Below are 25,475 nucleotides of genomic sequence, written 5' to 3'. Positions count from 1 at the left end.
AAGTAAAGAAGCAATGACTTATCGCTTTTACTTACTGAGCTTTTTTATTTATCTATTTTTCGAATCGATCAAAATCGTAACAGGTCCATCATTGATTAAAGATACAGCCATATCTGCTCCAAAAATCCCATTTTCTACTTTAAAGCCTTCATTACGGAGATTTTGATTAAGGTCTTCATAAAGCTGTTCAGCTTTATGCGGCTTCGCTGCTTTTATAAAGCTTGGTCGATTCCCTTTTTTAGTATCTGCATGGAGTGTAAATTGTGAAATAGAAAGGATCTCTCCTTTTACCTCACGTAAAGAGAGGTTCATCTTCCCAGCCTCATCTTCAAAAATACGTAGATTAGAAATCTTTCGGGTTAAATAATCTACATCTTCTTTCGTATCTTCTTCTTCCACACCTACTAGTAAAAGAAAACCACGCTCAATCGCACCATTTTCTTCTTTATCAATCACTACATTCGCTTTTGAAACTCGTTGAATCACAACTTTCAATTTGTTCGACCACTTTCTTCGTTCATATTTAAGTTTTACAAAATAATTCGTTGAATGGAATAAACATCAGGTATTTGATTGAGTTTATCAATGATTCGTTCTAATTCTTCTGTGTTATGAATACCAATCGTAATTCGAATTGTCGCCATTTGGTTATTATCCACGCGACCATTTATATTGCTCAATCGGTTGGTCATACTATTGATCACTTCAAGGATATCATTTAATAAGCCAGAGCGATCAAAACCATACACTTCTAAATCTGTATCATAAATTTTCTCTGTTTTTTTATTTTCCCATTCCACTTCTATTAAACGGTTTTGCAGATCCCCTTCTGACATAACGTTTGGACAATCTTTTCTATGAACTGAAATTCCTCGTCCTCTTGTAATATACCCGACAATTTCATCTCCAGGTACTGGGTTACAGCATTTGCTGAGACGTAATAACAAGTTTTCAGCATCTTCTACAACCACACCATCTTCATGATGGATTGTCACTTTTTCAGGTTCTGGCTTTTTCTCTATCTTCGTATCATTTGATAATATTGATGATTCTCTATCTCGTTCTTTCCTAGCTTCTTCTGTTAGACGATTAACAACAGTTAATGGTCTAACTTCATTAAAGCCAATAGCTGCATAGAGACTATCACTGTCTTTATAATTAAATTTTTGTGCATGCTTATCCATAATTTCATGATTCATAAAATCTTTTGGCTCTAATTCTAATTCTAAAATTAAATCATTAACAATTTTTTCTCCCTGTTCAATGGCGTGTTCTTGATCTTGGGCTTTGAAGTAACGGCGAATCTTATTTCTCGCTTTGGAAGTGTTGACGAATTTCAACCAATCTCTACTTGGCCCTGAAGAAGAGGAAGAGGTAATAATTTCGACAATATCTCCCGTCTTCAATTTATAATTTAACGGCACAATCTTACCATTTACTTTAGCCCCAGTTGATTTATCCCCAACTTCTGAGTGAACATGATAAGCAAAGTCAAGTGTGCTCGCACCATCAGGAAGTTCCATAACATCTCCACCTGGCGTAAAGACATATACTTTATCTGTAAAGAAGTCTTGCTTGATCGCATCCATAAATTCAGAAGCATCATTCGATTCGCTTTGCAATTCGAGAATATCTCTAAACCAAGAAAGTTGATTTCCTAATTGATCATTTTGAACTTTGGTCGTTACACCTTCTTTATAAGCCCAATGTGCTGCAACCCCATATTCTGCAATTTCGTGCATTTGATGTGTTCGAATTTGAACTTCTAGAGGTGTGGCACTTGGACCAAGTACTGTAGTGTGTAAAGATTGATACATGTTCGCTTTTGGCATCGCAATATAATCTTTAAAACGCCCGGGCATTGGTTTCCACTGAGTATGGATAGCTCCCAAAACTGCGTAACAGTCTTTTATTGAATCAACGATTACTCGAATAGCTAGTAAATCATAAATTTCTTCAAATTGTTTTTTTTGATTTTTCATCTTTCGATAAATAGAATAAATATGCTTAGGTCGCCCTGTAATATCTGCTTGAATATCTAATTCTTCAATTGAGGTGTTAATTGCCCCAATAGAGTCTTCGATATATTGTTCACGATCTTCTCGTCTAGAGTCCATCAAATGGACAATGCGATAAAATTGTTGAGGATTAGTATAGCGAAGAGATAAATCTTCTAACTCCCATCTAATACGACTCATACCTAAACGATCGGCTAAAGGAGCATAAATTTCAAGTGTTTCTGTCGCAATATCTCTTTGCTTTTCAACCTTATGAAATCTCAAAGTACGCATATTGTGCAGACGATCTGCTAATTTTACTAAAATCACACGTACATCTTGAGCCATAGCTAAAATCATTTTTCGATGGTTTTCTGCTTGATGTTCACGTTTTGAAGTAAACTTAAACTTCCCTAACTTAGTAACTCCTTCGACCAAATCAGCTACTTCTTCAGAAAACTCTTCTTTTATATCTTCATATGAATATTCTGTATCTTCAACAACATCATGAAGGAAGCCTGTTGCGACGGTTACAGGATCCATGTTTATTTCAGCGAGAATGCCGGCTACTTGAATTGGGTGGATAATATATTCTTCTCCTGATTTTCGCATTTGCCTTTTGTGTGCATTCGCTGCAAATTCGTACGCTTTATTGACGAATTTAACATGCTCACTATTCATATAAGTTAAGCATAATGCAATAACTTCTTGTGCTGTATAATCTGTTTTTTTCGTCATTTCAGACACCTTCTTTTTCTATCCTACAATTGATTTACAAAAACCAGCACCTTTCAGTGCTGGTTTGTTCTCTTAATTATAACGATTATGATTTTTATTTTCAACTGATTCATTTAAGGCCAAAATTAGAAGTTTCATCATCTTATCTTTTATCAAATAAAGCTTACTCTACTTCTTTAGACCCTTCGACAATGGAAATCCCACTTGAAGCGCCAATACGCGTTGCGCCAACTTCAATCATTGCTTTAGCATCTTCGTAGGTACGAACGCCACCTGAAGCTTTTACACCCATATCTGGACCAACTGTTGCACGCATTAGTTGAACGTCATCCAAGGTAGCTCCCCCGGTTGAAAATCCAGTAGAGGTTTTAACAAAATCTGCGCCTGCTTGTTTAGCCAATTCTGAAGCACGAATTTTTTCGGATTTTGTAAGTAGAGATGTTTCAATAATAACTTTCACGATTGCTTTTCCTGAAACTGCATCAACTACAGCTTTAATATCGTTTAACACCGTATCATAATCTTCAGATTTTAAGGCACCAATGTTAATCACCATATCAACATCTGATGCGCCTTCAGCAACTGCTAGCTTAGCTTCTGCTACTTTAATTTCAGTAGTATTAGCTCCCAATGGGAAACCAATAACAGTAGTTATGCCAACTTCTGAATCTTCTAATATTTCTTTTGCATATTTTACCCAGTACGGTTGGATACAGACTGTTTTAAAGTTATATTCTTTTGCCTCTTCGCAAATCCGTTGAATATCTGCTTTTGTAGCATCCGCATTTAGTATTGTATGATCGATATATTGAGCAACATTTTCCATAAATAAATACTCCTTTTTATTCTAAATATAGTTTTATTATGTAAATTAAATCTTGAAATATAAACTGTTTATTCATCAAGAGGTTTTTGGGCAATAATAACAATCCAATCTTTCATTTGATTAATTTGACGGATTTTGAATCCTTCATTTTTTAATGCATTCAAAATTTCTTCCTCTTGTTCTTTAATAATTCCAGAAGAAATAAGAGTTCCGCCTGGTTTTAAAACATGCATAGCATCTGGTATCAATTCTAGTATAATAGGAGCTAAAATATTTGCAACTACTACATCTGCTTTTATTGTAACATTTTTTAGCAAGTTATTCTCTTTGACTATGATTTCTGCTGCTAATTCATTTAGATTAATATTATTTTTAGCAGATTGGACAGCAATATCATCCAAATCAAATGCGTGAATTTCTGTGGCTCCTAAAAGCGAACTAGCAATTGTCAAAACACCTGATCCTGTACCTACATCAAGAACTGTTTCTCCTCCACGTAAAACAATTTCTAACGCTTGAACGGATAATTGGGTAGTTGGATGTGTACCTGTTCCAAAAGCAAGACCGGGATCCATCACAATCAATTGTTCATCGGAATTTCTTTTTGTATAATCTTCCCATTCAGGCACAATGGTTAAATAGCGGGTAATCGGTACAGAATGATAAAATTCTTTCCATTTATTATTCCAATCTGAATCCATTAGCATCGCTGACTCAACTGTATATTCTCTTACATTCAAATGATACTCTTTTAATTTTTCTAGTCGCTGATGAAGTGTTTTTTCTAAGTCCGAATGAATTGTTTCTACTGGAAAATACCCCTTAACTATAATTCCTTCAGAGGGAAATTTTTCTTCATCTAACGCCCACAGCGAATCAAATCCATATTCAGGCATCGTTTCAAAATCATTCCGATCGACCAAGCTCACTCCAGCTGATCCTAGTTCAATCAGTAATTCTGAAACGCTGTCTTCTGCCTCTTTATTGATATGGACACTATATTCTTTCCATTCCGCCATTATTTTCCTCCTTGAATTGATCAATCAGCGATACTTTTTCTTCAAATTCAATGGTTAATGTATTTGTATGATAATTTTCTGTTTTCTGCATAGTATGTATAGTATTTTCCATATTTTGTTCACTCCATACGAGTGAAAATTCATTTTGACTTTCATCCGTTAAATATTCTCTGATTTGCCCACTGGCATTTGAGACAATAATATTTAATTGTTTAGTAAAAGCATCTACATATCCTTGTTCTACTCCTACACTTATATTTATAGGGATGGCTACTAAATAATTTTGCGGAACAATTTTATTATTTGCTTCATCATAAAAGCAAATCACTTCTTCAAAATTCAATTGTCCTGATTCATTCACCTTTGCATTAGTATCCTGTACAAATTGTTCATCCGGAATATCCAGCGATATAGTAAAATAAATTTCTAAAGCTCGTTTAGAACGATCCACAATAATTTTCCATTGATAGTATGTAGCTTTCTCAAGCATATTTTTATAAAGATAATTCCCTAAATCCTCAGACATTCTATTGCCTCCTTGGGTTTTCTTTATTTTACCATATTTATAAACAATCCACTCCATATTATCGGTTAAAAAATGAACAATCTTATTTTGTTCCCCTTGACTATATTTTATCCTTTTTTTATAATAGTAACCAAACATACATTCGGTATAAAGTTCTAGAAAGGAATTTAACTTATGGGTAAAAATCAAGAGACAATTCTTTATATGGATTACTCAAATGAACCACACCGAGATATTTTATGTATTGATATTAAATCTTTTTTCGCTAGTGTTGAAGCTGTGGAGCGTCAACAACATCCACTGGAAGCTATGATTGCCGTTGTCAGCAAACCCGATAATAACGGTGGGCTTGTTCTTGCTGCATCCCCTCGTGTGAAAGAACTTTACAATGTAAAAACAGGAACAAGGGTCTACGAAATACCTAAGCATTCACAAATAGAGATTGTTGAACCTCGTATGGCTCTTTATTTAAAAAAGAACATGGAAATTATCGAAATCTTTAAACGATATGTCTCTATGCAAGATTTACATGTTTACAGTAGTGATGAATCTTTTTTAGATATTACTTCTTCTCATGCTTTATTTGGGACAACGAATGAAATCGCAAATAAAATACAGTTAGAGATTTGGAAAGAATTGCATCTTATAGCAACGGTAGGTATTGGTGATAATCCATTACTTGCAAAATTGGCTTTAGATCATCAAGCAAAAAAAGATAGACATAATAACTATCAAGCCTATTGGGGATATCAGGATGTTGCAGATACCATTTGGAAAATTGAAAATCTTACAGACTTTTGGGGGATCGGTTCTCGTACAGAAAGAAAATTAAATCAATTAGGGATACATAATTTAAAAGATTTGGCTCAATATGATGTCCATAAATTAAAGAAACGTTTTAATATTATAGGGGAACAACTTTTCTTTCATGCGCACGGAATTGATCGAACGATTTTATCGGATCATTTTATTCCAAAAGAAAACTCTTTTTCCAAAAATCAAATTTTAAATCGAGATTACATAAATCCATATGATGTCGAAGTGGTTATTCGCGAGCTCACCGAAGAGAATGCGATGAGATTGCGGAAACATGGATTAACAACCCGTACTGTCAAATTAACTATTGGTTATTCTAAACAGACCGACCATTCTGGTTTTAGTCATCAAATGACCATTGAAGCAACAGATTCCTCTAAAAAATTAGTAGAATATATGAGTCGATTATTCCGAGAATATTATGAACCCTATCCTGTTCGAGTCATTAATGTTACTTTCCATAAGATTTCTTCTAAACAAGATTATCAATTAAATTTATTTGAGAGCACAGAAGATGTCTTAAAAGATGAGCGTTTGAATGAAGTTATTGATTTAGTTCGGGAAAAATATGGTTACACTTCTCTTTTGCATGCCAGTAGTTTAATTCAAAATGGGATGGCCCTCCAACGAAGTAAACTATTGGGTGGTCATCAAGCAAATACCAAAAAAAATGACTAGAATTGGGGTTGGAAAATTATGGAAAAGAAAATTATCCGTTTAACTCCCGATCAGTTAGGGTATAAAGATCGTGGAAAAATGAAGTGGTTAGGCTTAATGTTGTCTGATCATACAGAAGCTCTCTCAAAAATGACAAAAGAAGAACGCTTAAAGGAAATAGAAGCTAAACCTCAACAATCTCTTGTAGAAATTAGTGAACTTTTAAGTCAAGCTTATCACACAGGACATCCTGTTTTAATTCAAGCAAATATTTTACAAAATGGGACTTACTTTAAAGATGTCCCTTGTATGGTTTCAGGCACTTTTGAAGAAAGAATATATTTACTTTTAAAAGATGGACGCTTGGTAAACACGATACTAGACGATATTCGTCATGTAGAACTTATGAACCCCATGGATTGGCAGAAAAAAAGTGAGTAAAAAACGAAAAGAGTGCAGCTTATAATATAAGTGCACTCTTTTCGTATAAAGTTTAACTTCGTTTCTTAAAGACTATAATTTAGAAAAGACATCGGAAATAGAATCTTCGAACATCAAAGTCCCCTCAGGCACACGAATAGACGATTTATTAATGGCAACCAAATGTTTCCCATTAAAGTAATTCACTAAACCAGCTGCCGGATAAACAATAAGAGAAGTTCCTGCAATCATTAACATATCTGCCCCTTGAATATCTTCAACAGCTTTTTGAATAACATTTTGATCAAGACCTTCTTCATACAGCACAATATCTGGACGTACAATGGCTCCATCTTTTGGGCAGCGAGGAATGCCCTCATGATCTAATTCTAATTCGTTTATTTTATATTGATGATGACATTTCGTACAATAGTTTCTTAAAGTTGAACCATGCAATTCATGGACCACGGAACTTCCAGCTTTTTGATGTAAACCATCAATATTTTGGGTAACTATACTAACTTCTTTTCCTTGGTCCTCTAGTTCTTTAAGAAAGATATGTGCTTTATTCGGCTTAGCATCTTCAAATACTAAATTTTCAAAATAATATTTAAAAAAATCTTTTGGGTAACGTTTATAAAAGGAATGAGAAATCATTTCTTCCGCTGAGACATGTGTCCCACTTTCTTTCATATACAAGCCTTCGGAAGAACGAAAATCAGGAATACCACTTTCTGTTGAAACGCCAGCTCCACCGAAGAAAACAATTTTTTGACTATCAGCTAATTGTTCTTTTAATTGTTTAATTTTATCATTCATTTATTCTTCCTCCTTGAATTTTGAATCCTATGTATTCTTATCCTATCAAAAAATATGGTTAAATACTGTGTGTAACATTATTTTTTTATAATTTCTTAAAAACAAATAAGATAAAAGATAACATTTTGATTTACTAGATTTAGTTATTAAATTAATCACTTTTTTAAACGATTAGAAGTCAAATAGATTTTATATTTTATCAACTATTGATAAAGTTTAGATGAGAAAATCAATAAAAAGAACTGGAGGAATTTACATGCTCACGGAAACAATTTTAATTACTGGTGCCGGAAGTGGAATAGGTAAATTGACCGCCCTCACACTCGCAAAAATAGGAAAGAAGGTTATCGCTACAACAGAAACAGAATTCCAAGCTAATCTTTTAAAAGCAGACGCGAAAGCACTCAAAACCCCTATGCTTGTTGAAAAAATCGATATCACTGATCCTGTAGATCGCCAAAAAGCTTTTAAATGGGATGTGGATGTTTTAGTAAACAATGCTGCTGTAAAAGAAGGAGGTGCCCTGGTCGATATTCCAGAGGAAAACTTCAGAAAGCAATATGAAGTGAATGTTTTCGGAACTTTATTACTCACACAAGGTTTTTCTCGAAAAATGATTGAACAAGATTATGGTCGCATCATTTTTATTTCTTCTATTTCCGGGCTTATGGTAAACCCCTTTTCAGGACCTTATTCATCTTCTAAATTTGCAATTGAAGCAATAGCTAAAACTTTCAGTCAAGAGCTTCAAGAATTTAATATTGAAGTTGCTACCATTAATCCTGGTCCTTTTTTAACAGGCTTCAATGATGAAGAGTTTGAAAAATATAGAACTTGGAATGATCAAGCAGATACGCGTATTTTTAATTACAAAAATTTAGCGTTCCCCTTCCCTCAGTTAAACCCTAAGAAAGCAATTGTCCCTATCGTTAAGGTTATTTTAGGAAAAACAAAGACTTACCGTAACTTAGTACCTAGAGGACTCTCGGCAGGTATTTTTTTACAAGAAACCTATCAGTGGTTTGATCGAGTGAACTGTCGGATTGGAAAACGTCACTCGCTTGTTACTCAATCCAATCTTATGAGGCCTGCAAGCAAAATATAAAAAATAAAATAAAAAGAAGTTAATAGAAAATTTCTAATAGCTTCTTTTATTATTCCCTTTTATAATCTTTAGTCAACTAGAACCATTTTTTTAATATTTAAAAACCAATACCTAAAATTATTGGCAATTCCTTTAATCTCATCACTGGATAGAGATTCTTGTTGAATATTTGGATCCCCTACTAAAATGTTATAGACCATTTCTCGACTAATATTATCATAAATGGGATCGTTTAATTGAACTTGAAGCACTTCACTTACTGTCTCATTATGAGCAAGAGCTAATAAAAACAAAGGATATTGTTGTTCTGTAGGTTGTTCCATGAATTCTTCGTACACGTTTGTTGGGATCAAATAGATATTATTTTCTTCTTTCACCCGGGTTAAAAAGCCAAAGAACAAAGCAGATTCAATTAATTGGTGAAAATGAATCGATAATTCATCCTGATTACTAATCAACAGTTTTGAATCACGAATATTCAATGTACTTAAATTATGTAAAAACCAAAACAAATGATTGATTCTTTTTATTTTAGGGAAAAGAATCGTTGAATCGATTTTTACTTTGTCTTCTTGAAAATATTCAAAGAGTTGATCATTGGAAATTTTGTCTAGTGCGAGATCTTTAGTCTCTAATAAAGAATTACTAACGGTTACTTTTGTTATGTTCTTAGGAATCGTTGAATGAATTCCTTCATCTATTGTTATATTTGAAAGATAATTAGCAATGAGTGTGGCATGAACTTCAACTTCTTCAGTAGATAGATCTTCCGGTGTAAGTAAACTGTCCCAATCTAGTTCTATAAGATTTGTTTTTGTCAATTTGTTATCCTCCATATAAAAATCTGCTATTCATTTCCTAAAAAAATTATTTCAGTCCTTTAAATGATCCTTATTATTCTGTATATCTATTATAACACAAATTTCACAATCTTGCAGAGACGCTCTCGTAATGAAGTTATATCTCACAATGTTTAGGAATATCTAATAGAATTTATTCCGTTTTTTTCACAAACAAAAGAACTGAATATTTTTTAACTGAAAAATTATAAAATTTAAAAACCGTTTACCTCCCTAATACAGGAAGACAAACGGTTTTTGACACTATATTTTTAGACCCGTCTATTTAATTATTTTTTACTCTGATCTTCATCCAAATTCAATACAGCCATAAAAGCATCTTGTGGAATATCTACATTTCCAACACTTTTCATTCGTTTCTTACCTTCTTTTTGTTTTTCTAAAAGTTTCATACGGCGAGTAACATCTCCACCATATAATTTTTCAGTAACATCTTTACGGAAAGCACGAACGGTTGAACGAGCGATGACATGGTTACCAATTGCTGCTTGAACAGGGATTTCAAATTGTTGACGAGGAATAACCTCTTTTAGTTTCTTAACAATTTTTCGGCCTCGATCTTCACTTTCATCTTTATGCACAATAAAACTTAAGGCATCTACTTGGTCTCCATGAATTAAAATATCGACTTTTACTAAATTACTTTCTCGGTAACCTGCTTCTTCATAATTTAAAGAAGCATACCCTTTTGTATTGGATTTTAATCGGTCAAAAAAATCAAAGACGATTTCTGACAGTGGTAGATAATATAGAATATTTACTCGAATATCATCTAAATACTCCATCGTGATAAATTCTCCACGTTTACTTTGACAAAGTTCCATTACCGGTCCTACATAGTCATTAGGAGCAGAGATCGTTGCTTTTACAAATGGTTCATGAATTTTATCAACGAATGTCTGATCAGGCATCTCTGATGGATTTGAGACTTCTATCGTTTCTCCGTCTGTTTTATCTACTTCATAAATTACAGAAGGCGCTGTCGTGATTAAATCTAAGTCAAATTCACGTTCTAAACGTTCTTGTACAACGTCCATGTGTAACATACCCAAAAAACCACAGCGGAAACCAAAGCCTAAAGCTTGAGAAACTTCCGGTTCAAATCGTAAAGATGAATCATTTAACTGTAATCGTTCAAGGGCTTCTCGTAAATCTTCATAATCTCCCGAATCTGATGGGAATAAGCCACTATATACCATTGGTTTCATTTGTTGGTAACCGGGAAGTGGTTTTTCAGCAGGATTATTGGCTAAGGTAATTGTATCCCCTACCTGTGTATCTTTAACACTTTTGATATTTGCTGTTACATAACCGACATCTCCAACGGTTAAAGCTTCACGGACTACTGGATGTGGTGAAAACACTCCAACCTCGGTCACTTCAAACGTTTTTCCGTTATGCATTAGTTCAATGATATCCCCTTTTTGAATGACTCCTTCTTGCACGTTGATACTTAATACAACGCCACGATATGAATCATATTCTGAATCAAAAATTAGAGCTTGTAAGGGATGATCAATATCGCCTTGAGGTGCAGGAACTTCTTGTACTACTTTTTCAAGTACATCTTCTATTCCAATCCCATTTTTCGCACTGGCAAGCACGACATCTTCGGCTGGTAAACCAATGACGTCTTCTATTTCAAGTGCCACACGTTCAGGATCTGCCGCTGGTAAGTCAATCTTATTAATAACAGGTACAATTTCTAAATCGTTATCCAATGCTAAATAAACGTTTGCCAATGTCTGTGCTTCAATTCCTTGAGCAGCATCAACAATCAATATAGCCCCTTCACAAGCTGCTAAGCTTCGTGAAACTTCATAAGTGAAATCCACATGCCCAGGAGTATCAATTAGATGAAGGATATAAGTGACACCATCTTTGGCTGTATATTCTACTTCAACTGTATTTAATTTAATTGTTATACCACGTTCACGCTCTAAATCCATCGAATCTAAAACTTGTTCTGTCATTTCTCGGTCAGCGAGTGTTTTTGTAAATTCTAAGATTCTATCTGCTAAAGTTGATTTTCCATGGTCAATATGCGCAATTATTGAAAAGTTACGCACTATTTTCTGGCGTTCACGTGCTTTATTTTTATCAATCATTTATAACCTCAATCCTTATTCTACATAAAAATCTTCATTCTTTATTATATCAAGCATTTGCTTGATATACAATCTTTCCAAAGTTGTCTTTGTTGGACATATCGCATTCTTTATTAAATAAAAAAAGGTCAACAATTTATTTACATTGTTTGACTGAAAGCGTCATAAAATCTTCAAGTAAATAAAAATGTTGACCAATTATTTATCAATTAATAATTAATCTTTATCTTTAAATGCATCTTTTACTTTTGAGAAAAAGGTTTCACCTTTTTGTTCCTTTGTTTCTTCGTAGCCACTTTCCTTAGCAAATTCACGTAAATGTTGGGCTTGTTCTTCTGTAACTTTTTTAGGGATTTCCACCTTAACTCGTACGTGTTGATCTCCAGTATGGTGAGTACGTAACGATGGAGCTCCTTTTCCTCTTAAGCGAAATGTTGTACCAGCTTGTGTACCTGCTGGAATTTTTAATTTTACTTTTCCATGCACTGTTGGGACTTCTAGTTCATCACCTAATGTTGCTTGAACAATATTGATAGGTAATTCATAATAAATTTCCGTTCCACGACGTGTATAAATATCAGAAGGTTTTACTCGGAATATTACATAAAGATCACCATAAGGTCCGCCGTTCTTTCCAGCATCTCCTTGACTTTGTAGACGAATTTGGTTTCCATCTTCAACACCTGCTGGAACTTCAATTTTTACAGAGTGTCGTTCTGATTGGAAGCCTTCTCCACTACAGTCTGGACATTTTTCTTTTATAATTTTCCCTGTTCCTTCACAATCAGGACAAACGGTTTGTGTCATTACTCGACCGAATGGTGTATTCTGTTCAACATTTATTTGACCAGCTCCACCACAACGTGAACATGTTTCTGGGCTTGTGCCTGGTTTAGCTCCACTTCCTTCACATGTTTTACAAACGTTTTTTCGATTATAGCGTATAGTGGTTGATTTTCCAAAAACGGCTTCTTCAAAAGATAAATCCATTACATATTGTAAGTCTTCACCTTGTCTTGGCGCATTTGGATTACGTGAAGCACTTCTGCCACCACCAAAGAATTGATCAAAAATATCCTCAAAGCCAGAGAATGAATCTCCTCCACCAGCACCGCCAAAGCCACCGAATCCTCCACCATTGAAGTTTGGATCCGTTGACGCATGCCCATACTGGTCATACTGTGAGCGTTTATTTTGGTCTGATAATGTTTCATATGCATCGGCGACTTCTTTAAACTTTTCTTCGGCATCCGGTGCATCGTTCAAGTCTGGGTGATATTTTTTAGATAGTCGTCGGTATGCTTTTTTTATTTCATCTTGCGAAGCGTCTTTTGAGACACCCAATACATCGTATAAATCTCGTTTTTCAGCCATTAAATCCTCCGTCATTTTATCTAAAAAATGTTAGGAATCATTAAATACAGTGGAAAGAGAAAGCTAAATATTTAGCTTTCTCTTAAGCATCCTACTGAATTTAATTTTTTCCTACCTTTATTTTATTCTTCGTCGTCATCTACTTCTTCAAAATCAGCATCTACTACATCGTCGTCAGTTGCTGTATCTTCTCCTTCAGCAGCTCCTTCTTGAGCTTGTTGTTCAGCTGCTGCTTGTTCATATAGTTTTACAGTTAACTCTTGGACGATTTCACTTAATGCATCACGTTTTTCTTTAATTAAATCAATATTATCTTCTTCAATAGCTTCTTTCAACTCATCACGAGCTGCCTCTGCTTTTTTAACTTCTTCTTCGTCAACTTTACCTTCGAGATCTTTTAATGTTTTGTCTGTTTGGAAGACGAGTTGATCCGCTTCGTTTCGAAGTTCTACTTCTTCTTTACGTTCTTTATCTGCTTCAGCATTTTCTTCAGCCTCTTTAACCATACGGTCTATTTCATCATCAGATAAACCTGAAGAAGATTTGATTGTAATGTTTTGTTCTTTTCCAGTTCCTTGATCTTTAGCAGAAACTGTTACAATACCATTTTTATCAATATCAAATTTTACTTCGATTTGAGGGATTCCACGTGGTGCTGGTGGAATATCTGTTAATTGGAAACGTCCTAATGTTTTGTTATCTGTAGCCATTGAGCGTTCACCTTGTAAAACATGAATATCTACGGCTGGTTGGTTATCTGCTGCTGTAGAGAATACTTGTGATTTGCTTGTTGGAATGGTTGTATTTCGATCAATTAATTTCGTAAATACAGAACCCATTGTTTCAATACCAAGAGATAAAGGTGTAACGTCTAGCAATACGATATCTTTCACATCACCAGAAATTACTCCTCCTTGTACGGCAGCTCCCATTGCGACAACTTCATCAGGGTTTACTGAACGGTTTGGATCTTTTCCAGTTTCTTGTTTCACTGTATCTACAACAGCTGGAATACGTGTTGATCCACCGACCAAGATAACTTGGTTAATATCAGATTTTGAAAGACCTGCATCGCTAATTGCACGACGTAAAGGGTCTTTTGTGCGGTCAACTAAATCTTGAGTTAATTCGTCAAACTTCGCACGAGTTAATGTTTGTTCTAAATGCAATGGACCAGCATCCCCTGCAGAGATAAATGGTAAGCTAATTTGTGTAGAAGACACACTAGATAATTCTTTTTTCGCTTTTTCTGCAGCGTCTTTTAGACGTTGTAAAGCCATTTTATCGTTTGATAAGTCGACACCATTATCTGCTTTAAAAGATGAAACTAAGAAGTCAATAATTTTATCATCGAAGTCATCTCCACCAAGCGAGTTATCACCTGCTGTAGAAAGAACATCGAAGACACCGTCTCCTAATTCAAGAATAGAAACGTCAAAAGTTCCTCCACCTAAGTCAAAGACTAGAATATTTTCTTCTTGATCTTGTTTTTCTAATCCGTAAGCCAATGATGCAGCAGTTGGTTCATTTACGATACGATCAACTTCTAAACCAGCAATTCGACCTGCGTCTTTTGTTGCTTGACGTTGCGAGTCATTAAAGTAAGCTGGAACCGTAATAACTGCATTTGTAACTTCTTCACCTAAATAATCTTCAGCGTAGCTTTTTAAATGTTGTAAGATTAAAGCAGAAATTTCTTGAGGAGTATATTGTTTTCCTTCAACATCTACTTTATGATCTTCTCCCATATAACGTTTAATAGACATTACTGTATTAGGATTTGTAATTGCTTGACGTTTAGCAACTTCACCTACTTGAGTTTCCCCGTCTTTAAATGAAACAACAGATGGTGTTGTACGATTTCCCTCTTTATTCGGGATGATCGTTGGTTCTCCACCTTCCAATACAGCAACTGCTGAATTTGTTGTTCCTAAATCAATACCAATTATCTTAGCCATAAAAAAAATCTCCTTCATCATTAATTATTATTATTAAAATACTTAACGAACTTTATTCTGTAACAGTCACTTTCGCAGCACGTAACACTCGATCATGTAGTTTATAACCTTTTTCATAAACCTGAGCTACATGGCCACTTTCTTGGCCGTCTTCTGCTGGAACCTGAGCATAGGCTTCATGGAAGTTTGGATCAAATGGTTCACCTTCTGCTTCTATCTCTTCTATTCCTGCTGAGTTAAGTGCTCGATAAAAGCTTTCAAGAACCATTTCAAGGCCTTGTTTTAAGCTCTCGCCTGCTTCATCTGTTACCTCTGTATCCAGTGCTCGTTCTAGATTATCAAGTACTGGAAGCATTTCTTTTCCTAAATCCTGAGAACGATATCTAACCGCTGCTTCTCTTTCCTTTTTATTGCGGCGGCTCATATTTTGGATTTCTGCTTGAAGACGCAAGTTTTGGTCTTCTAATTCTTCAAATTTTTGTTTTAATTCAGCAACTTCTGAATCTGACTTTTCTTCAGTCTCAGAAGTGGCTTGATTTTCTTCAAGTTCTTCATTTTTTTCTTCCGAATCGAACTTATTTTCTTTTTCCGTCAATCTCATCCTACCTTTCACTGCATTCACTACCCCATAGTAGCACATACCTATAAGATTTTAAATAAGATTTTAATCTTTATTCGAGGTAAAAATCTTCTAACTTACCTAGTATTTCTTCTTTTAATACTTGAATAACTCCCAGAGTCGAATCATAAGACATATTTGTAGGTCCTAATACGGCAATGAAGCCACCACCAAAGTAATCATCTTGGTAAGGGACCGACATTAAAGAAAATGATTCAAACAAACGGTCTTCGAATTCATCTCCAATTCGAATATTATAGGTTCCCTGCCGATCATATAACTGATTAAATAAAGTAAATAAGCTTCCTTCATTATCTAATATGCTATATAAATCTTTTACTTGCCGAATATTCATATCTTCTGTGAAATCTAGAATATTCATTTTACCTGAAACAAACATTTGTTCATCCTCAAAATGCAATAACGTTCGTTCAAGCATTTCGATAATATTCCAGTTCATCGTTAGATACTTTTCAAATAAATTCGGTAAATCTGTCTGCAAAGCATAATAAACCGTATTTAAAGATTCTCCAACTAAATTGTTGTTCATGAAATCTGTAACTTGTTTAAAATTCTCTACATGTAAACCAGATGGAATCTTAAAAATCATATTCTGAACTTCAAAATTATCTAGCTGCATGATTAACATCATTTGTTGATAATTCAATGGTACAATTCGAAAACCAGTCAAAATTTTTGATTTCGACTGCGGTCCCAATACAATAGCTGTATAACTGGTTAATTCAGAAAGTAATTCAGCAGATTGGTAGAAGACATCACTAATCTCAAAAATTTGAGAATTCATATAATTTTTAATTTTTCCTCGTTTATGTGTATCTACATGCTTTGGTCGCATCAGATGATCAACATAGAATCGATAACCTTTTACAGAAGGAACTCGCCCCGATGAGCTATGGACTTTCTCTATATAATCTAGCTCTTCCAACGTGCTCATTTCATTACGAATAGTTGCTGAGCTAACATTTATTGAGCCATCTTCAACCAAAGTTTTCGAACTCACAGGCTGTCCGTCTTTTGTAAAACGTTCTATTATTTTATTCAATATTAATAATTGTCTTTCTGTTAACATCGCGCAACATCCTTTCGCTTACAAGACAATTACTTTCCAACAAATTAGCACTCGAATGATTCGAGTGCTAATTCCTATGTATAATTTAACAAATTTTATGAAATGTGTCAATGTAAAAGGGTTTAAAGCATAAAAAATTCATACTTTTTATGCTTTAATCTTTTTGCATTTCCAATATTTTTCGCGTAGCTTCTTCATCTTTTTGAAGTTGGTCAATCAGTCCTTGTGCTCCATCAAACTGAACTTCCCCTCGTAGATAAGCCACCCATTCTATTTTTACATCGTCTCCATAAATTTCTTCATTAAAATCTAAAACATTTACTTCTACAGAAAGTTCCGATTGATCTTTAAATGTTACATTATAACCAATGGAAGCCATCCCCATATATCGTTTCCCTTTAACAATAAACCAAACAGCATAAATTCCTACACCAGGAAGAAATGTATAAGGGTTGGAATAAATATTGGCTGTTGGATAACCTAGTTCTCGTCCTCTTGCATCTCCATGAATGACAAATCCTAAAGTTTCATAGGAATAGCCCAGCATAGCGTTGGCTTTTTCAACTTCTCCATTTTTTATATATTGACGAATCAAGGTTGAGCTAATTGTTTTTCCTGATTCTTTCGCTTCCCCTACTTTAACAATTTCAAAGCGACCTTTCGCATAGTCAGATAATTGAGCCATTGAAGCAACATCTGCTTTGCCATAAGTGTAGTCAAAACCTGCTACAATCACTTTCGCATGCCAGCCAACAATATAACGATCTACAAATTCCTGAGGAGGTAAATTTCCAAACTCCGAATTGAAAAATACTTCGTATAAGATATCGACCCCAAGACTTTCAATAATTTTTTCTTTTTGTTCAGGCTGGGTTAAGCTTGCATATTGTCCGGCATTTATCTTTCGATAAACGATGCTTGGGTGACGATTGAAAGTCATCAATGCCACTTTCAAATTTCGTTCACGTCCGATTCGGACACCTTCTTTAATCACTTCTTGATGAGCTAAATGTACCCCATCAAAATATCCCAGTATAAGGACAATATCTTCATTCACTATTTCAGTTTTTTTATAGGGATGTTTAATTTTAATTGTCTTCAATATTTATACCTACATTTCTATCTTAAACATTTTTGAAGGTTTTAATTTTCCTGCTTTTTTTGGATGCTTATCATACAAGGCAACAATCACTTGATTGTATACCAATAAGACTGGATATTCTTCAGCTATGACCTCTTCTTCATTTAGGAGAGCCCCATTTTTTACTCGGCTCCATAATTTATCATCAATGGTTGTTTTATTAAACTGAGTAAGTCCATAATCAATTGGAAGAAATAAAGTGTTTATTTTTTCATTGATAACTGCTGCTTCAACCTCTACTAAAGTATACGTTTGATCTGCTGAGATATTTCCACTTCGAATACGAGTCAATTTAGACATATGAGCCGGATAACCTAATTTTTTTCCAATATCAACAGCTAACGTTCGGATATAAGTACCTTTACTACAAGAGACTTCAAAGGAAAAGCTTAAAGTTTCTTGGTCTTCATTATAGGCAATATCTGAAGTTCTTTTTAGCTCATAGATTTGGACTTGACGAGCAGATCTTTCAATTTCAATCCCCTCAAAAGCATATTCATATAATTTTTTTCCTTTGACTTTAACTGCTGAAAACATTGGTGGAACTTGTTCGATACTTCCTATAAATTCCGCTAGAACTTGATCAATATCTTCATTTTGAATATCTTTTGAAACAGGTAATTTTTCAATGGTGGTTCCTGTAGCATCCTCAGTAGATGTTGAGTACCCAAATGTTATCTCACCCGTATATGTTTTATCTGCTTCAAGCATGTACTCTAATACTTTAGTTCCTGCTCCAACTGCAATTGGTAAAACTCCTTCTACCTCGGGATCTAATGTGCCCGCGTGGCCTACTTTTTTAATCCCCAATAAATGGCGTACTCGACTTACACAAGCAAAGCTAGTCATTCCTTTTTCTTTCCAAATGGGTAAAATTCCTTCTACCATATTTTCACACCATTTCTATTTTTCACTTTGTATATTGTAACATAATTCATGTTAAAAACTAAGAGTTATAAGTTATTCATACGTGTTTTCATTGATATTTTTTAGATATTTCCTTAATAATTGAATACGCTCACAGCGTCTTACTTTAATTAAAGTGGCCTTCTATGGTACTATAAATTAGAAAATAGAGAAAGGTAGTGATCTTTTATGAAACAATTGTTTACTTTCCCTTCAGAAGAATTATTGCAAGAGGATACAGTATATATTACCATTGTTCAGGAATTGCATGCCACCACTTTGACAAATGATAAAGATCGAATTCAATTCGAAAATCTTATCAGTGAAGCTAGAAAAAGGGTTGAAGAATCCGAGTTAAAAGAGAAAGACGCCTTACTTGAACAATTAAATAGAGCATTGAATAACCGTGATTCTCTGGTTAAATTTATTGGAGCTCTTGTAATCTATATCACTCCTAATGATATTTTCTTCTATCATTTAAGTATTTCTGTAACAGACCATGTATATATTAGTGAATTACCTTATATACTTCCTGTCGCCGCTAATGCCCAGTATACTCGAGATTACCACTTACTTGTATTAAATCGAGAAAGTATCCGGTTATTTGAAGGTCATGGCGATAAACTACAAGAACTAGATTTATCAGAATATGAAGAGGCTCCTGTTGATTTAGAAACAGCTCTAGGAACGGAAAAAGAAGGTGGTAGCCTCAATTTTGGTACCTATAGCACGGGGTCTAGTCAAGCAGGATCTGGACAATTTTTCCATGGACATAATGAAACCAGTCAAGAAAAAGATATTGATCGGGAAAGATATTTCCGTTTGGTCGATCGTTTTATAATTGATAACTTTTCAAATGAATTAAACTATCCATTAATCGTTTATTCAGTTGAAGAAAACCAATCTGTATTTAAAGAAATCTCAAACAATAGATATTTAAATGATGTAAATATTATAGGCTCAGCTGCTGGCTTAAGTGTTCCAGATATTCAAAAGAAAGTTTCCGAAACCATCCGTAAACTAAATGATTCAGAAAGAGAAGAATTGCTTGCTCGATTAAGAGAAACTTCTCCAGAAAATCGGATTGAGAACATACCAGATGATTTAACATCTGCTAGTTTACAGGGACGAATTGATCATTTATTCTTGGAAAAAGATTTTAATATCCCTGGTTCAATCACTGATGATGGATTATATGATGAAACGGATGATCGAAATAACTTTATTCATGAACTCGTCCAAAACGTATTAAATTCAAAAGGAAATGTTTATATTCTAGAACACGAGGAAATGCCTGAAAATACACCAATAGCTGCAACGTTAAGATATTAAATCATAAATCAATAGAACATTTTAACAACCAAAAAGAGTTCGGGCATTTTCCCGGACTCTTTTAGTTGTTTTATACATAAAGAGATTCGACTTGTTTTTGAATATCCTTATTCTTTAAAAAATCATCATACGTCGTTTCCGGACGATCGACCACACCGTGAGGGGACACTTCGATAATGTGATTAGCAATGGTTTGAATAAATTGGTGGTCATGGGAGCTAAATAATAAAGCTCCGTTGAAAGCAATCAAACCATCATTTAAAGAAGTAATTGATTCTAAATCTAAATGATTCGTCGGGTCATCCATAACTAACACATTTGCTTTACTTAACATTAATTTAGACAGCATACAACGAACTTTTTCTCCACCCGAAAGGACAGAAATTTCTTTCATAACTTCTTCTCCAGAAAATAGCATACGCCCTAAAAATCCTCGCAAGAATGTATTGTCATCTTCCTCTTTAGATGCATACTGACGTAACCAGTCTATAATCGTTAAATCACCATTAGAAAATTCATCGGAATGATCCTTTGGTAAATAAGCTTGAGAGGTTGTAACTCCCCATTTAATGGTTCCATTATCTGGTTCCATTTCTCCCATAATAATCTTAAAAAGTGTTGTAATGGAAAGATCATTCATACTCGTAAAAGCGACTTTATCCCCTTTATTCAATCGAAAACTAATATTATCTAATACTTTTTTGCCATCAATTGTTTTTGAAATATTCTCAACATATAATAATTCATTTCCAATCTCACGTTCTGGTTTAAAATGGACCATTGGATAGCGGCGTGAAGAAGGTTGAATATCTTCTAAAGTAATATTCTCCAATTGTTTTTTACGAGAAGTTGCCTGTTTAGATTTTGAAGCATTGGCACTAAAACGAGCAATAAATCCTTGTAACTCTTTAATTTTTTCCTCTTTTTTACTATTTTGGTCTGCTTGCAATTTTTCAGCCAACTGACTAGACTCTAACCAGAAATCATAATTTCCAACGTATTGCTTAATTTTTTTAAAATCAACATCTACCATATGAGTACAAACATTGTTTAAAAAATGTCGGTCATGGGAAATAACGACGACTGTATTTTGAAAATTAATTAAAAAATCAGTCAACCATGCAATAGACTTTGTATCTAAACCATTTGTAGGCTCATCTAATAGTAGAATATCAGGATCACCAAATAGGGCTTGTGCTAATAATACCTTTACACGATCACTACTATTTAGTTCGCTCATTTTTTGCCCATGTAACTCACTTGGAATATCTAATCCTGCTAGTAAATCAATTGCTTCAGGTTCAGCTTCCCATCCATTTAAGGCAGCAAATTCCCCTTCAAGTTCTGCTACAAGAATACCATCTTTATCAGAAAATTCTGGTTTCATATATAAGGTATCTTTTTCTTTCATAATATCATAAAGACGTTTATGTCCCATAATAACAGTATCCATTACTGAATATTCTTCATATTCATAATGATCCTGTTTTAGAGTCGCAATCCGTGCCTCAGGTGCTAGAGAAACTGTACCTGTGGATGGTTCAATTTCTCCTGTTAAAATTTTTAAAAATGTCGATTTTCCAGCCCCATTTGCACCAATAACCCCATAACAATTTTCAGGGGTAAAATTTAGATTCACTTCTTCAAATAATACTCGATCTGAGAAGCGTAAACTTACATCTGTAACATTCATCATTTCTTTTGTATCCTCTATTCTTTCAGTTTTTTGAACCGAAACTTAAAAAATCCTGATGAGAAAGTGAATTCCCATCAGGATTACTATCAATTAATCAATTTAATTCTCTTCGTTTTTAAGTTCATTTAATAATTCATCAATTCGATTTCCGTATTCTACAGATTCATCTCTTTTAAACTCAAGTTCTGGCGTATGATAAGTTGTTAAACGGGCACCTAATTCTTTACGAATAAGCCCAGTTGCTTTATCTAAACCTGTTTGTGTTTCTTTTTTTGTTTTATCATCTGTCTCAAGTGTACTATAAAAAATAGTAGCTTCTTGTAAATCCCCAGTTAAATCCACATCTGTAATGGTTATTCCATCCACTCGAGGATCGCGAACTGTATTCAAGAGAATGTCATTGACTTCTCTTAATATTTCTTGCGAAACTCTGCCTACTCTATAATTTGCCATGTTTTTCACCTACATTATTCTTGTTTATTTATCTTTCGATTTCTACCATTTCATAGGCTTCTATTACATCATCAATTTTAATATCGTTATAATTTTCAATAGTAAATCCGCATTCATAGCCATTTTGCACTTCACGAACATCATCATCAAAACGTCGCAAGCTTCCTAATTCACCTTCATGGACGACAATTCCATTACGAATTAGACGAATAGAGCTTGTACGTTTGATGACACCATTATTTACTAAAGCACCAGCAATTGTACCCACTCTTGAAACACTGTACGTTTCGCGAACCGTTGCTTGTCCGGTCACTTGTTCTTCATATTCTGGATCAAGCATACCTTTCATTGCTGCCTCAAGTTCATCAATTGCATCATAGATTACTCGATAAGTTCTCACATCTACATGTTCTGATTTAGCATTTTCTGATGCTTGTGGTGTAGGACGTACGTTAAATCCAATAATGATTCCGTGACTTGCTGAAGCTAAAGTAACGTCTGTCTCGTTAATAGCACCCACACCTGTATGGACTACATTAATTCGAACACCATCTACTTCAATCTTTTCTAAGCTTCCAACAAGAGCTTCAACAGATCCTTGTACATCACCTTTTACAATGATATTCACTTCTTTTAATTCGCCTTCTTCAAGACTATCAAAGAGATTTTCTAAAGTTACTTTGTTGACAGATTGACGTTGCTCTTCAACGGCTTCATTTGATCGAGTTTCAGCAATTTGGCGAGCTGTTTTTTCATCTTTAAAGACAACAAATTGATCTCCAGCTTTTGGTGTCTCATTTAAACCAGTGATTTCTACTGGTGTAGAAGGACCTGCTTCTTGAATTTGTTGAGCTTTGTCATTCACCATAGTACGAATACGTCCATAAGTCGTTCCTACAACAATAGAATCTCCTTTTCTTAAAGTACCATTTTGAACAAGTAAGGTAGCAATTGGTCCTTTAGAGCGGTCTAAACGTGCTTCTAACACACTACCTACTGCTAAACCTGTTGGGTCAGCTTTTAAATCTGAAACTTCTGCTACTAAAAGAATCATTTCTAGGAGCTCTTCAATGTTTTGGTTAAATAATGCGGAGATTTCCACAAAGATTGTATCTCCACCCCAATCTTCAGGAACAAGTTCATATTCTAATAACTCTTGTTTTACTCGATCAGGATTTGCTTCTGGTTTATCTACTTTATTTACTGCAACTATAATTGGAACATCCGCTGCTTTCGCATGGTTAATTGCTTCAACCGTTTGCGGCATTACCCCATCATCTGCAGCTACAACAATAATAGCAATATCTGTAACGTCTGCTCCACGAGCACGCATTGTTGTAAATGCAGCATGTCCAGGAGTATCTAAAAATGTAATTGGTTCGCCTTCAACATCTAATTGATACGCTCCAATATGTTGAGTAATTCCACCTGCTTCACTTTGTGTAACACTTGCATCACGTAAAGTATCCAATAAAGTAGTTTTACCATGATCAACGTGTCCCATAATTGTCACTGTAGGTGCACGTTTCACTAGGCTTTCTTCATCTACGTCTTGTTCGAAGTACGTATCTAAATCCGCAACGTCTACTTCAATTTTTTCAATTGGTTCAACATCGTAGTTTAATAATAAAACTTCAATAACGTCTTTACTTAATGAATCATTTTGCGTAGCCACAACACCATCCATAAATAGTTTTTTCACTAATTCAGCTGGTTCGCGATGTAGTTTATGCGCAATTTCAGCAATTGTCATACCTTCTGTATATTCTACTGATTCCGGTAAAGGTTTTTGGCTTACTCTTTGTTGTTGTTCTTGATTTCTGCTTCGGCCTTGACGTCTCTTACTTCCTGCTGGACCTCCACGAGTACCGCGGAATCGTCTACCTTTGTTACGTCTTCCACTTGTACTTTGTTTACGCATTTCTGCTCGTTCTTGCTCATTCGTTGTACGTTTAGCCACTTTAGGTTTGTTCTCAACTTTACTTTGTTTTTTGTTGTTTTGTTTCTTATTGTTTTGTTGTTTATTTGTTTGTTGTTTATTGTTTGACGAATTATTCTTTTTCGGTTTAGATGAGGTTTGTTTTTGATTTTTGTTATTTTGTTGTTGATTTTGGTTTTGATTATTTTGATTACTTTGTTTCTTTTGACTTTGTTGAGGCTTATTTTTAGCTTCCTCTTTTTTAGGAGCTGCATTTTGTTTAGGTTTTGCTTGAGTTGGTTGTTGCAAGTTCTGTTTTACTCGTTTCATATCTTCATCTGTCATCGAAGACATGTGGCTTGCATATTCAATTCCTAAATCTTTGGCTTGTTTTAAAACCTCTTTACTCTCAACATTTAATTCTTTAGCAAATTCATAGACACGTTTTTTGCTCATACAATCACCCTTCTGTTCTTTTATAGCAATTTTTTAAAGGATTGTGCAAATCCGTTATCTGTGAATGCACATACCGTCCTTTCTTTCCCAATAGCCTGTGTAATTTCATCTTTGGAAAATAAAACATAAGAAGGTATTTTATAAAAATCACATTTATCTAAAAATTGCTTTTTTGTGTTTGGACTAGCATCTTCTGCAATAATTACTAAACGGGCTCTTTTTTTCCTAACAGCATCTAATACTGTAGGACTGCCGCTTTCTAGTTGTCTTGCACGTAAAGCAAGACCAAGCAGATTTAATGCTTTTTGTTTATTGTTCATTTTGCTTCATAATTTCTATACGAGCTATCCGATACTGCACATGTGACAATAGTTCTTCATAAAAGTCATCTGTAATCTGTGTTCTCAAAACGCCACTTAAGATATCTTTTTCTTTTGCTTGTTGAATGACTGTTTCGTCCATTGAAACATAAGCGCCACGACCATTTTTCTTTCCCGTATCATCAATAAATATCTCGTTTTCTTTCGTTTTTACAATTCGAACCATTTCTTTTTTTGGTTTCATGTCTCCTGTAACTACACATTTTCGTAATGGGACTTTATTTTTCGCCATGTCCACCCACCTCTTATATCTTTTCCCAA

The 25,475-nt window shown here is 34.4% G+C and carries 23 protein-coding genes; 4 read left to right on the top strand and 19 right to left on the bottom strand.

The window, feature by feature from the left end; all coding sequences use genetic code 11:
• Positions 1 to 48 precede the first annotated feature (48 nt).
• From dtd to BUB96_RS02210, 5 genes are all read right to left on the bottom strand, one after another.
• Positions 49 to 495, bottom strand: coding sequence for a D-aminoacyl-tRNA deacylase (gene dtd, locus BUB96_RS02230; protein WP_073295680.1), 447 nt, complete (start codon positions 493 to 495; stop codon positions 49 to 51).
• A gap of 35 nt (positions 496 to 530) precedes the next feature.
• Positions 531 to 2,735 carry a RelA/SpoT family protein gene (locus tag BUB96_RS02225; protein WP_073295677.1) on the bottom strand — a complete coding sequence of 735 codons (2,205 nt, stop codon included), beginning with the start codon at positions 2,733 to 2,735 and terminating at the stop codon, positions 531 to 533.
• A 163-nt stretch (positions 2,736 to 2,898) separates the two neighbouring features.
• The gene (deoC, locus tag BUB96_RS02220; protein WP_073295674.1) at positions 2,899 to 3,561 is read right to left on the bottom strand and encodes a deoxyribose-phosphate aldolase; all 663 of its coding nucleotides are present in this window, start codon (positions 3,559 to 3,561) and stop codon (positions 2,899 to 2,901) included.
• A 68-nt stretch (positions 3,562 to 3,629) separates the two neighbouring features.
• Positions 3,630 to 4,580, bottom strand: coding sequence for a 50S ribosomal protein L11 methyltransferase (gene prmA, locus BUB96_RS02215; RefSeq protein ID WP_073295670.1), 951 nt, complete (start codon positions 4,578 to 4,580; stop codon positions 3,630 to 3,632).
• Positions 4,558 to 5,106 (bottom strand): DUF3013 family protein, encoded by a 549-nt coding sequence (locus BUB96_RS02210; RefSeq protein ID WP_073295667.1) that lies wholly within the window; start codon positions 5,104 to 5,106, stop codon positions 4,558 to 4,560. Before BUB96_RS02210 ends, prmA begins: the two co-directional genes overlap by 23 nt.
• 174 nt (positions 5,107 to 5,280) lie before the next feature.
• Between BUB96_RS02210 and BUB96_RS02205 the strand changes: the two genes are divergently transcribed.
• Positions 5,281 to 6,600: a Y-family DNA polymerase gene (locus BUB96_RS02205; RefSeq protein ID WP_084136683.1), complete on the top strand. Its 1,320-nt coding sequence runs from the start codon at positions 5,281 to 5,283 to the stop codon at positions 6,598 to 6,600.
• Between the two features lie 18 nt (positions 6,601 to 6,618).
• Positions 6,619 to 7,020 carry a YolD-like family protein gene (locus tag BUB96_RS02200; protein ID WP_073295664.1) on the top strand — a complete coding sequence of 134 codons (402 nt, stop codon included), beginning with the start codon at positions 6,619 to 6,621 and terminating at the stop codon, positions 7,018 to 7,020.
• 72 nt (positions 7,021 to 7,092) lie between these two features.
• Here the strand turns inward: BUB96_RS02200 and BUB96_RS02195 are convergent, their stop codons facing one another.
• On the bottom strand, positions 7,093 to 7,818 hold the full coding sequence (locus BUB96_RS02195) for an NAD-dependent protein deacylase (protein ID WP_073295661.1): 726 nt from the start codon (positions 7,816 to 7,818) through the stop codon (positions 7,093 to 7,095).
• Between the two features lie 256 nt (positions 7,819 to 8,074).
• Here BUB96_RS02195 and BUB96_RS02190 point away from each other — a divergent pair, with 256 nt between their 5' ends.
• Positions 8,075 to 8,923 (top strand): SDR family oxidoreductase, encoded by an 849-nt coding sequence (locus BUB96_RS02190; RefSeq protein ID WP_073295658.1) that lies wholly within the window; start codon positions 8,075 to 8,077, stop codon positions 8,921 to 8,923.
• Positions 8,924 to 8,991: 68 nt separating this feature from the next.
• On the opposite strand, the gene BUB96_RS02185 is transcribed toward BUB96_RS02190, so the two are convergent.
• From BUB96_RS02185 to truB, 8 genes are all read right to left on the bottom strand, one after another.
• Entirely contained in the window at positions 8,992 to 9,744 is a 753-nt protein-coding gene (locus BUB96_RS02185; RefSeq protein ID WP_073295655.1) for a hypothetical protein, read from the bottom strand.
• Positions 9,745 to 10,052: 308 nt separating this feature from the next.
• On the bottom strand, positions 10,053 to 11,891 hold the full coding sequence (gene lepA, locus BUB96_RS02180) for a translation elongation factor 4 (RefSeq protein ID WP_407639283.1): 1,839 nt from the start codon (positions 11,889 to 11,891) through the stop codon (positions 10,053 to 10,055).
• Positions 11,892 to 12,107: 216 nt separating this feature from the next.
• Complete coding sequence (dnaJ, locus tag BUB96_RS02175) at positions 12,108 to 13,265, bottom strand: molecular chaperone DnaJ (RefSeq protein ID WP_073295652.1); 1,158 nt, start codon at positions 13,263 to 13,265, stop codon at positions 12,108 to 12,110.
• Positions 13,266 to 13,387: 122 nt separating this feature from the next.
• Positions 13,388 to 15,223 (bottom strand): molecular chaperone DnaK, encoded by a 1,836-nt coding sequence (dnaK, locus tag BUB96_RS02170; protein WP_073295649.1) that lies wholly within the window; start codon positions 15,221 to 15,223, stop codon positions 13,388 to 13,390.
• A gap of 52 nt (positions 15,224 to 15,275) precedes the next feature.
• Positions 15,276 to 15,824 (bottom strand): nucleotide exchange factor GrpE, encoded by a 549-nt coding sequence (grpE, locus tag BUB96_RS02165; protein WP_143274258.1) that lies wholly within the window; start codon positions 15,822 to 15,824, stop codon positions 15,276 to 15,278.
• Positions 15,825 to 15,894: 70 nt separating this feature from the next.
• Entirely contained in the window at positions 15,895 to 16,932 is a 1,038-nt protein-coding gene (hrcA, locus tag BUB96_RS02160; protein ID WP_073295643.1) for a heat-inducible transcriptional repressor HrcA, read from the bottom strand.
• A gap of 154 nt (positions 16,933 to 17,086) precedes the next feature.
• Complete coding sequence (gene ribF, locus BUB96_RS02155; protein ID WP_073295640.1) at positions 17,087 to 18,034, bottom strand: riboflavin biosynthesis protein RibF; 948 nt, start codon at positions 18,032 to 18,034, stop codon at positions 17,087 to 17,089.
• A gap of 9 nt (positions 18,035 to 18,043) precedes the next feature.
• On the bottom strand, positions 18,044 to 18,961 hold the full coding sequence (gene truB / locus BUB96_RS02150) for a tRNA pseudouridine(55) synthase TruB (protein ID WP_073295636.1): 918 nt from the start codon (positions 18,959 to 18,961) through the stop codon (positions 18,044 to 18,046).
• A 207-nt stretch (positions 18,962 to 19,168) separates the two neighbouring features.
• Here truB and BUB96_RS02145 point away from each other — a divergent pair, with 207 nt between their 5' ends.
• Positions 19,169 to 20,311 (top strand): baeRF6 domain-containing protein, encoded by a 1,143-nt coding sequence (locus BUB96_RS02145; protein WP_073295631.1) that lies wholly within the window; start codon positions 19,169 to 19,171, stop codon positions 20,309 to 20,311.
• Between the two features lie 70 nt (positions 20,312 to 20,381).
• On the opposite strand, the gene BUB96_RS02140 is transcribed toward BUB96_RS02145, so the two are convergent.
• From BUB96_RS02140 to rnpM, 5 genes are all read right to left on the bottom strand, one after another.
• Positions 20,382 to 22,007, bottom strand: a complete 1,626-nt coding sequence (locus tag BUB96_RS02140; RefSeq protein WP_073295628.1) for an ABC-F family ATP-binding cassette domain-containing protein — start codon at positions 22,005 to 22,007, stop codon at positions 20,382 to 20,384.
• A gap of 99 nt (positions 22,008 to 22,106) precedes the next feature.
• The gene (rbfA, locus tag BUB96_RS02135; RefSeq protein ID WP_073295625.1) at positions 22,107 to 22,460 is read right to left on the bottom strand and encodes a 30S ribosome-binding factor RbfA; all 354 of its coding nucleotides are present in this window, start codon (positions 22,458 to 22,460) and stop codon (positions 22,107 to 22,109) included.
• A gap of 28 nt (positions 22,461 to 22,488) precedes the next feature.
• Entirely contained in the window at positions 22,489 to 24,834 is a 2,346-nt protein-coding gene (gene infB / locus BUB96_RS02130) for a translation initiation factor IF-2 (RefSeq protein WP_073295622.1), read from the bottom strand.
• A 20-nt stretch (positions 24,835 to 24,854) separates the two neighbouring features.
• Complete coding sequence (locus BUB96_RS02125; protein ID WP_073295619.1) at positions 24,855 to 25,154, bottom strand: L7Ae/L30e/S12e/Gadd45 family ribosomal protein; 300 nt, start codon at positions 25,152 to 25,154, stop codon at positions 24,855 to 24,857.
• Complete coding sequence (rnpM, locus tag BUB96_RS02120; protein ID WP_073295616.1) at positions 25,144 to 25,446, bottom strand: RNase P modulator RnpM; 303 nt, start codon at positions 25,444 to 25,446, stop codon at positions 25,144 to 25,146. Before rnpM ends, BUB96_RS02125 begins: the two co-directional genes overlap by 11 nt.
• Positions 25,447 to 25,475: the final 29 nt, after the last annotated feature.

This window comes from Atopostipes suicloacalis DSM 15692, assembly GCF_900129085.1.
GTDB classification, from domain to species: domain Bacteria; phylum Bacillota; class Bacilli; order Lactobacillales; family Carnobacteriaceae_A; genus Atopostipes; species Atopostipes suicloacalis.
The sequence above is the reverse complement of the archived record's forward strand: the minus strand, read 5'-3'. Positions and strand labels throughout refer to the sequence as shown.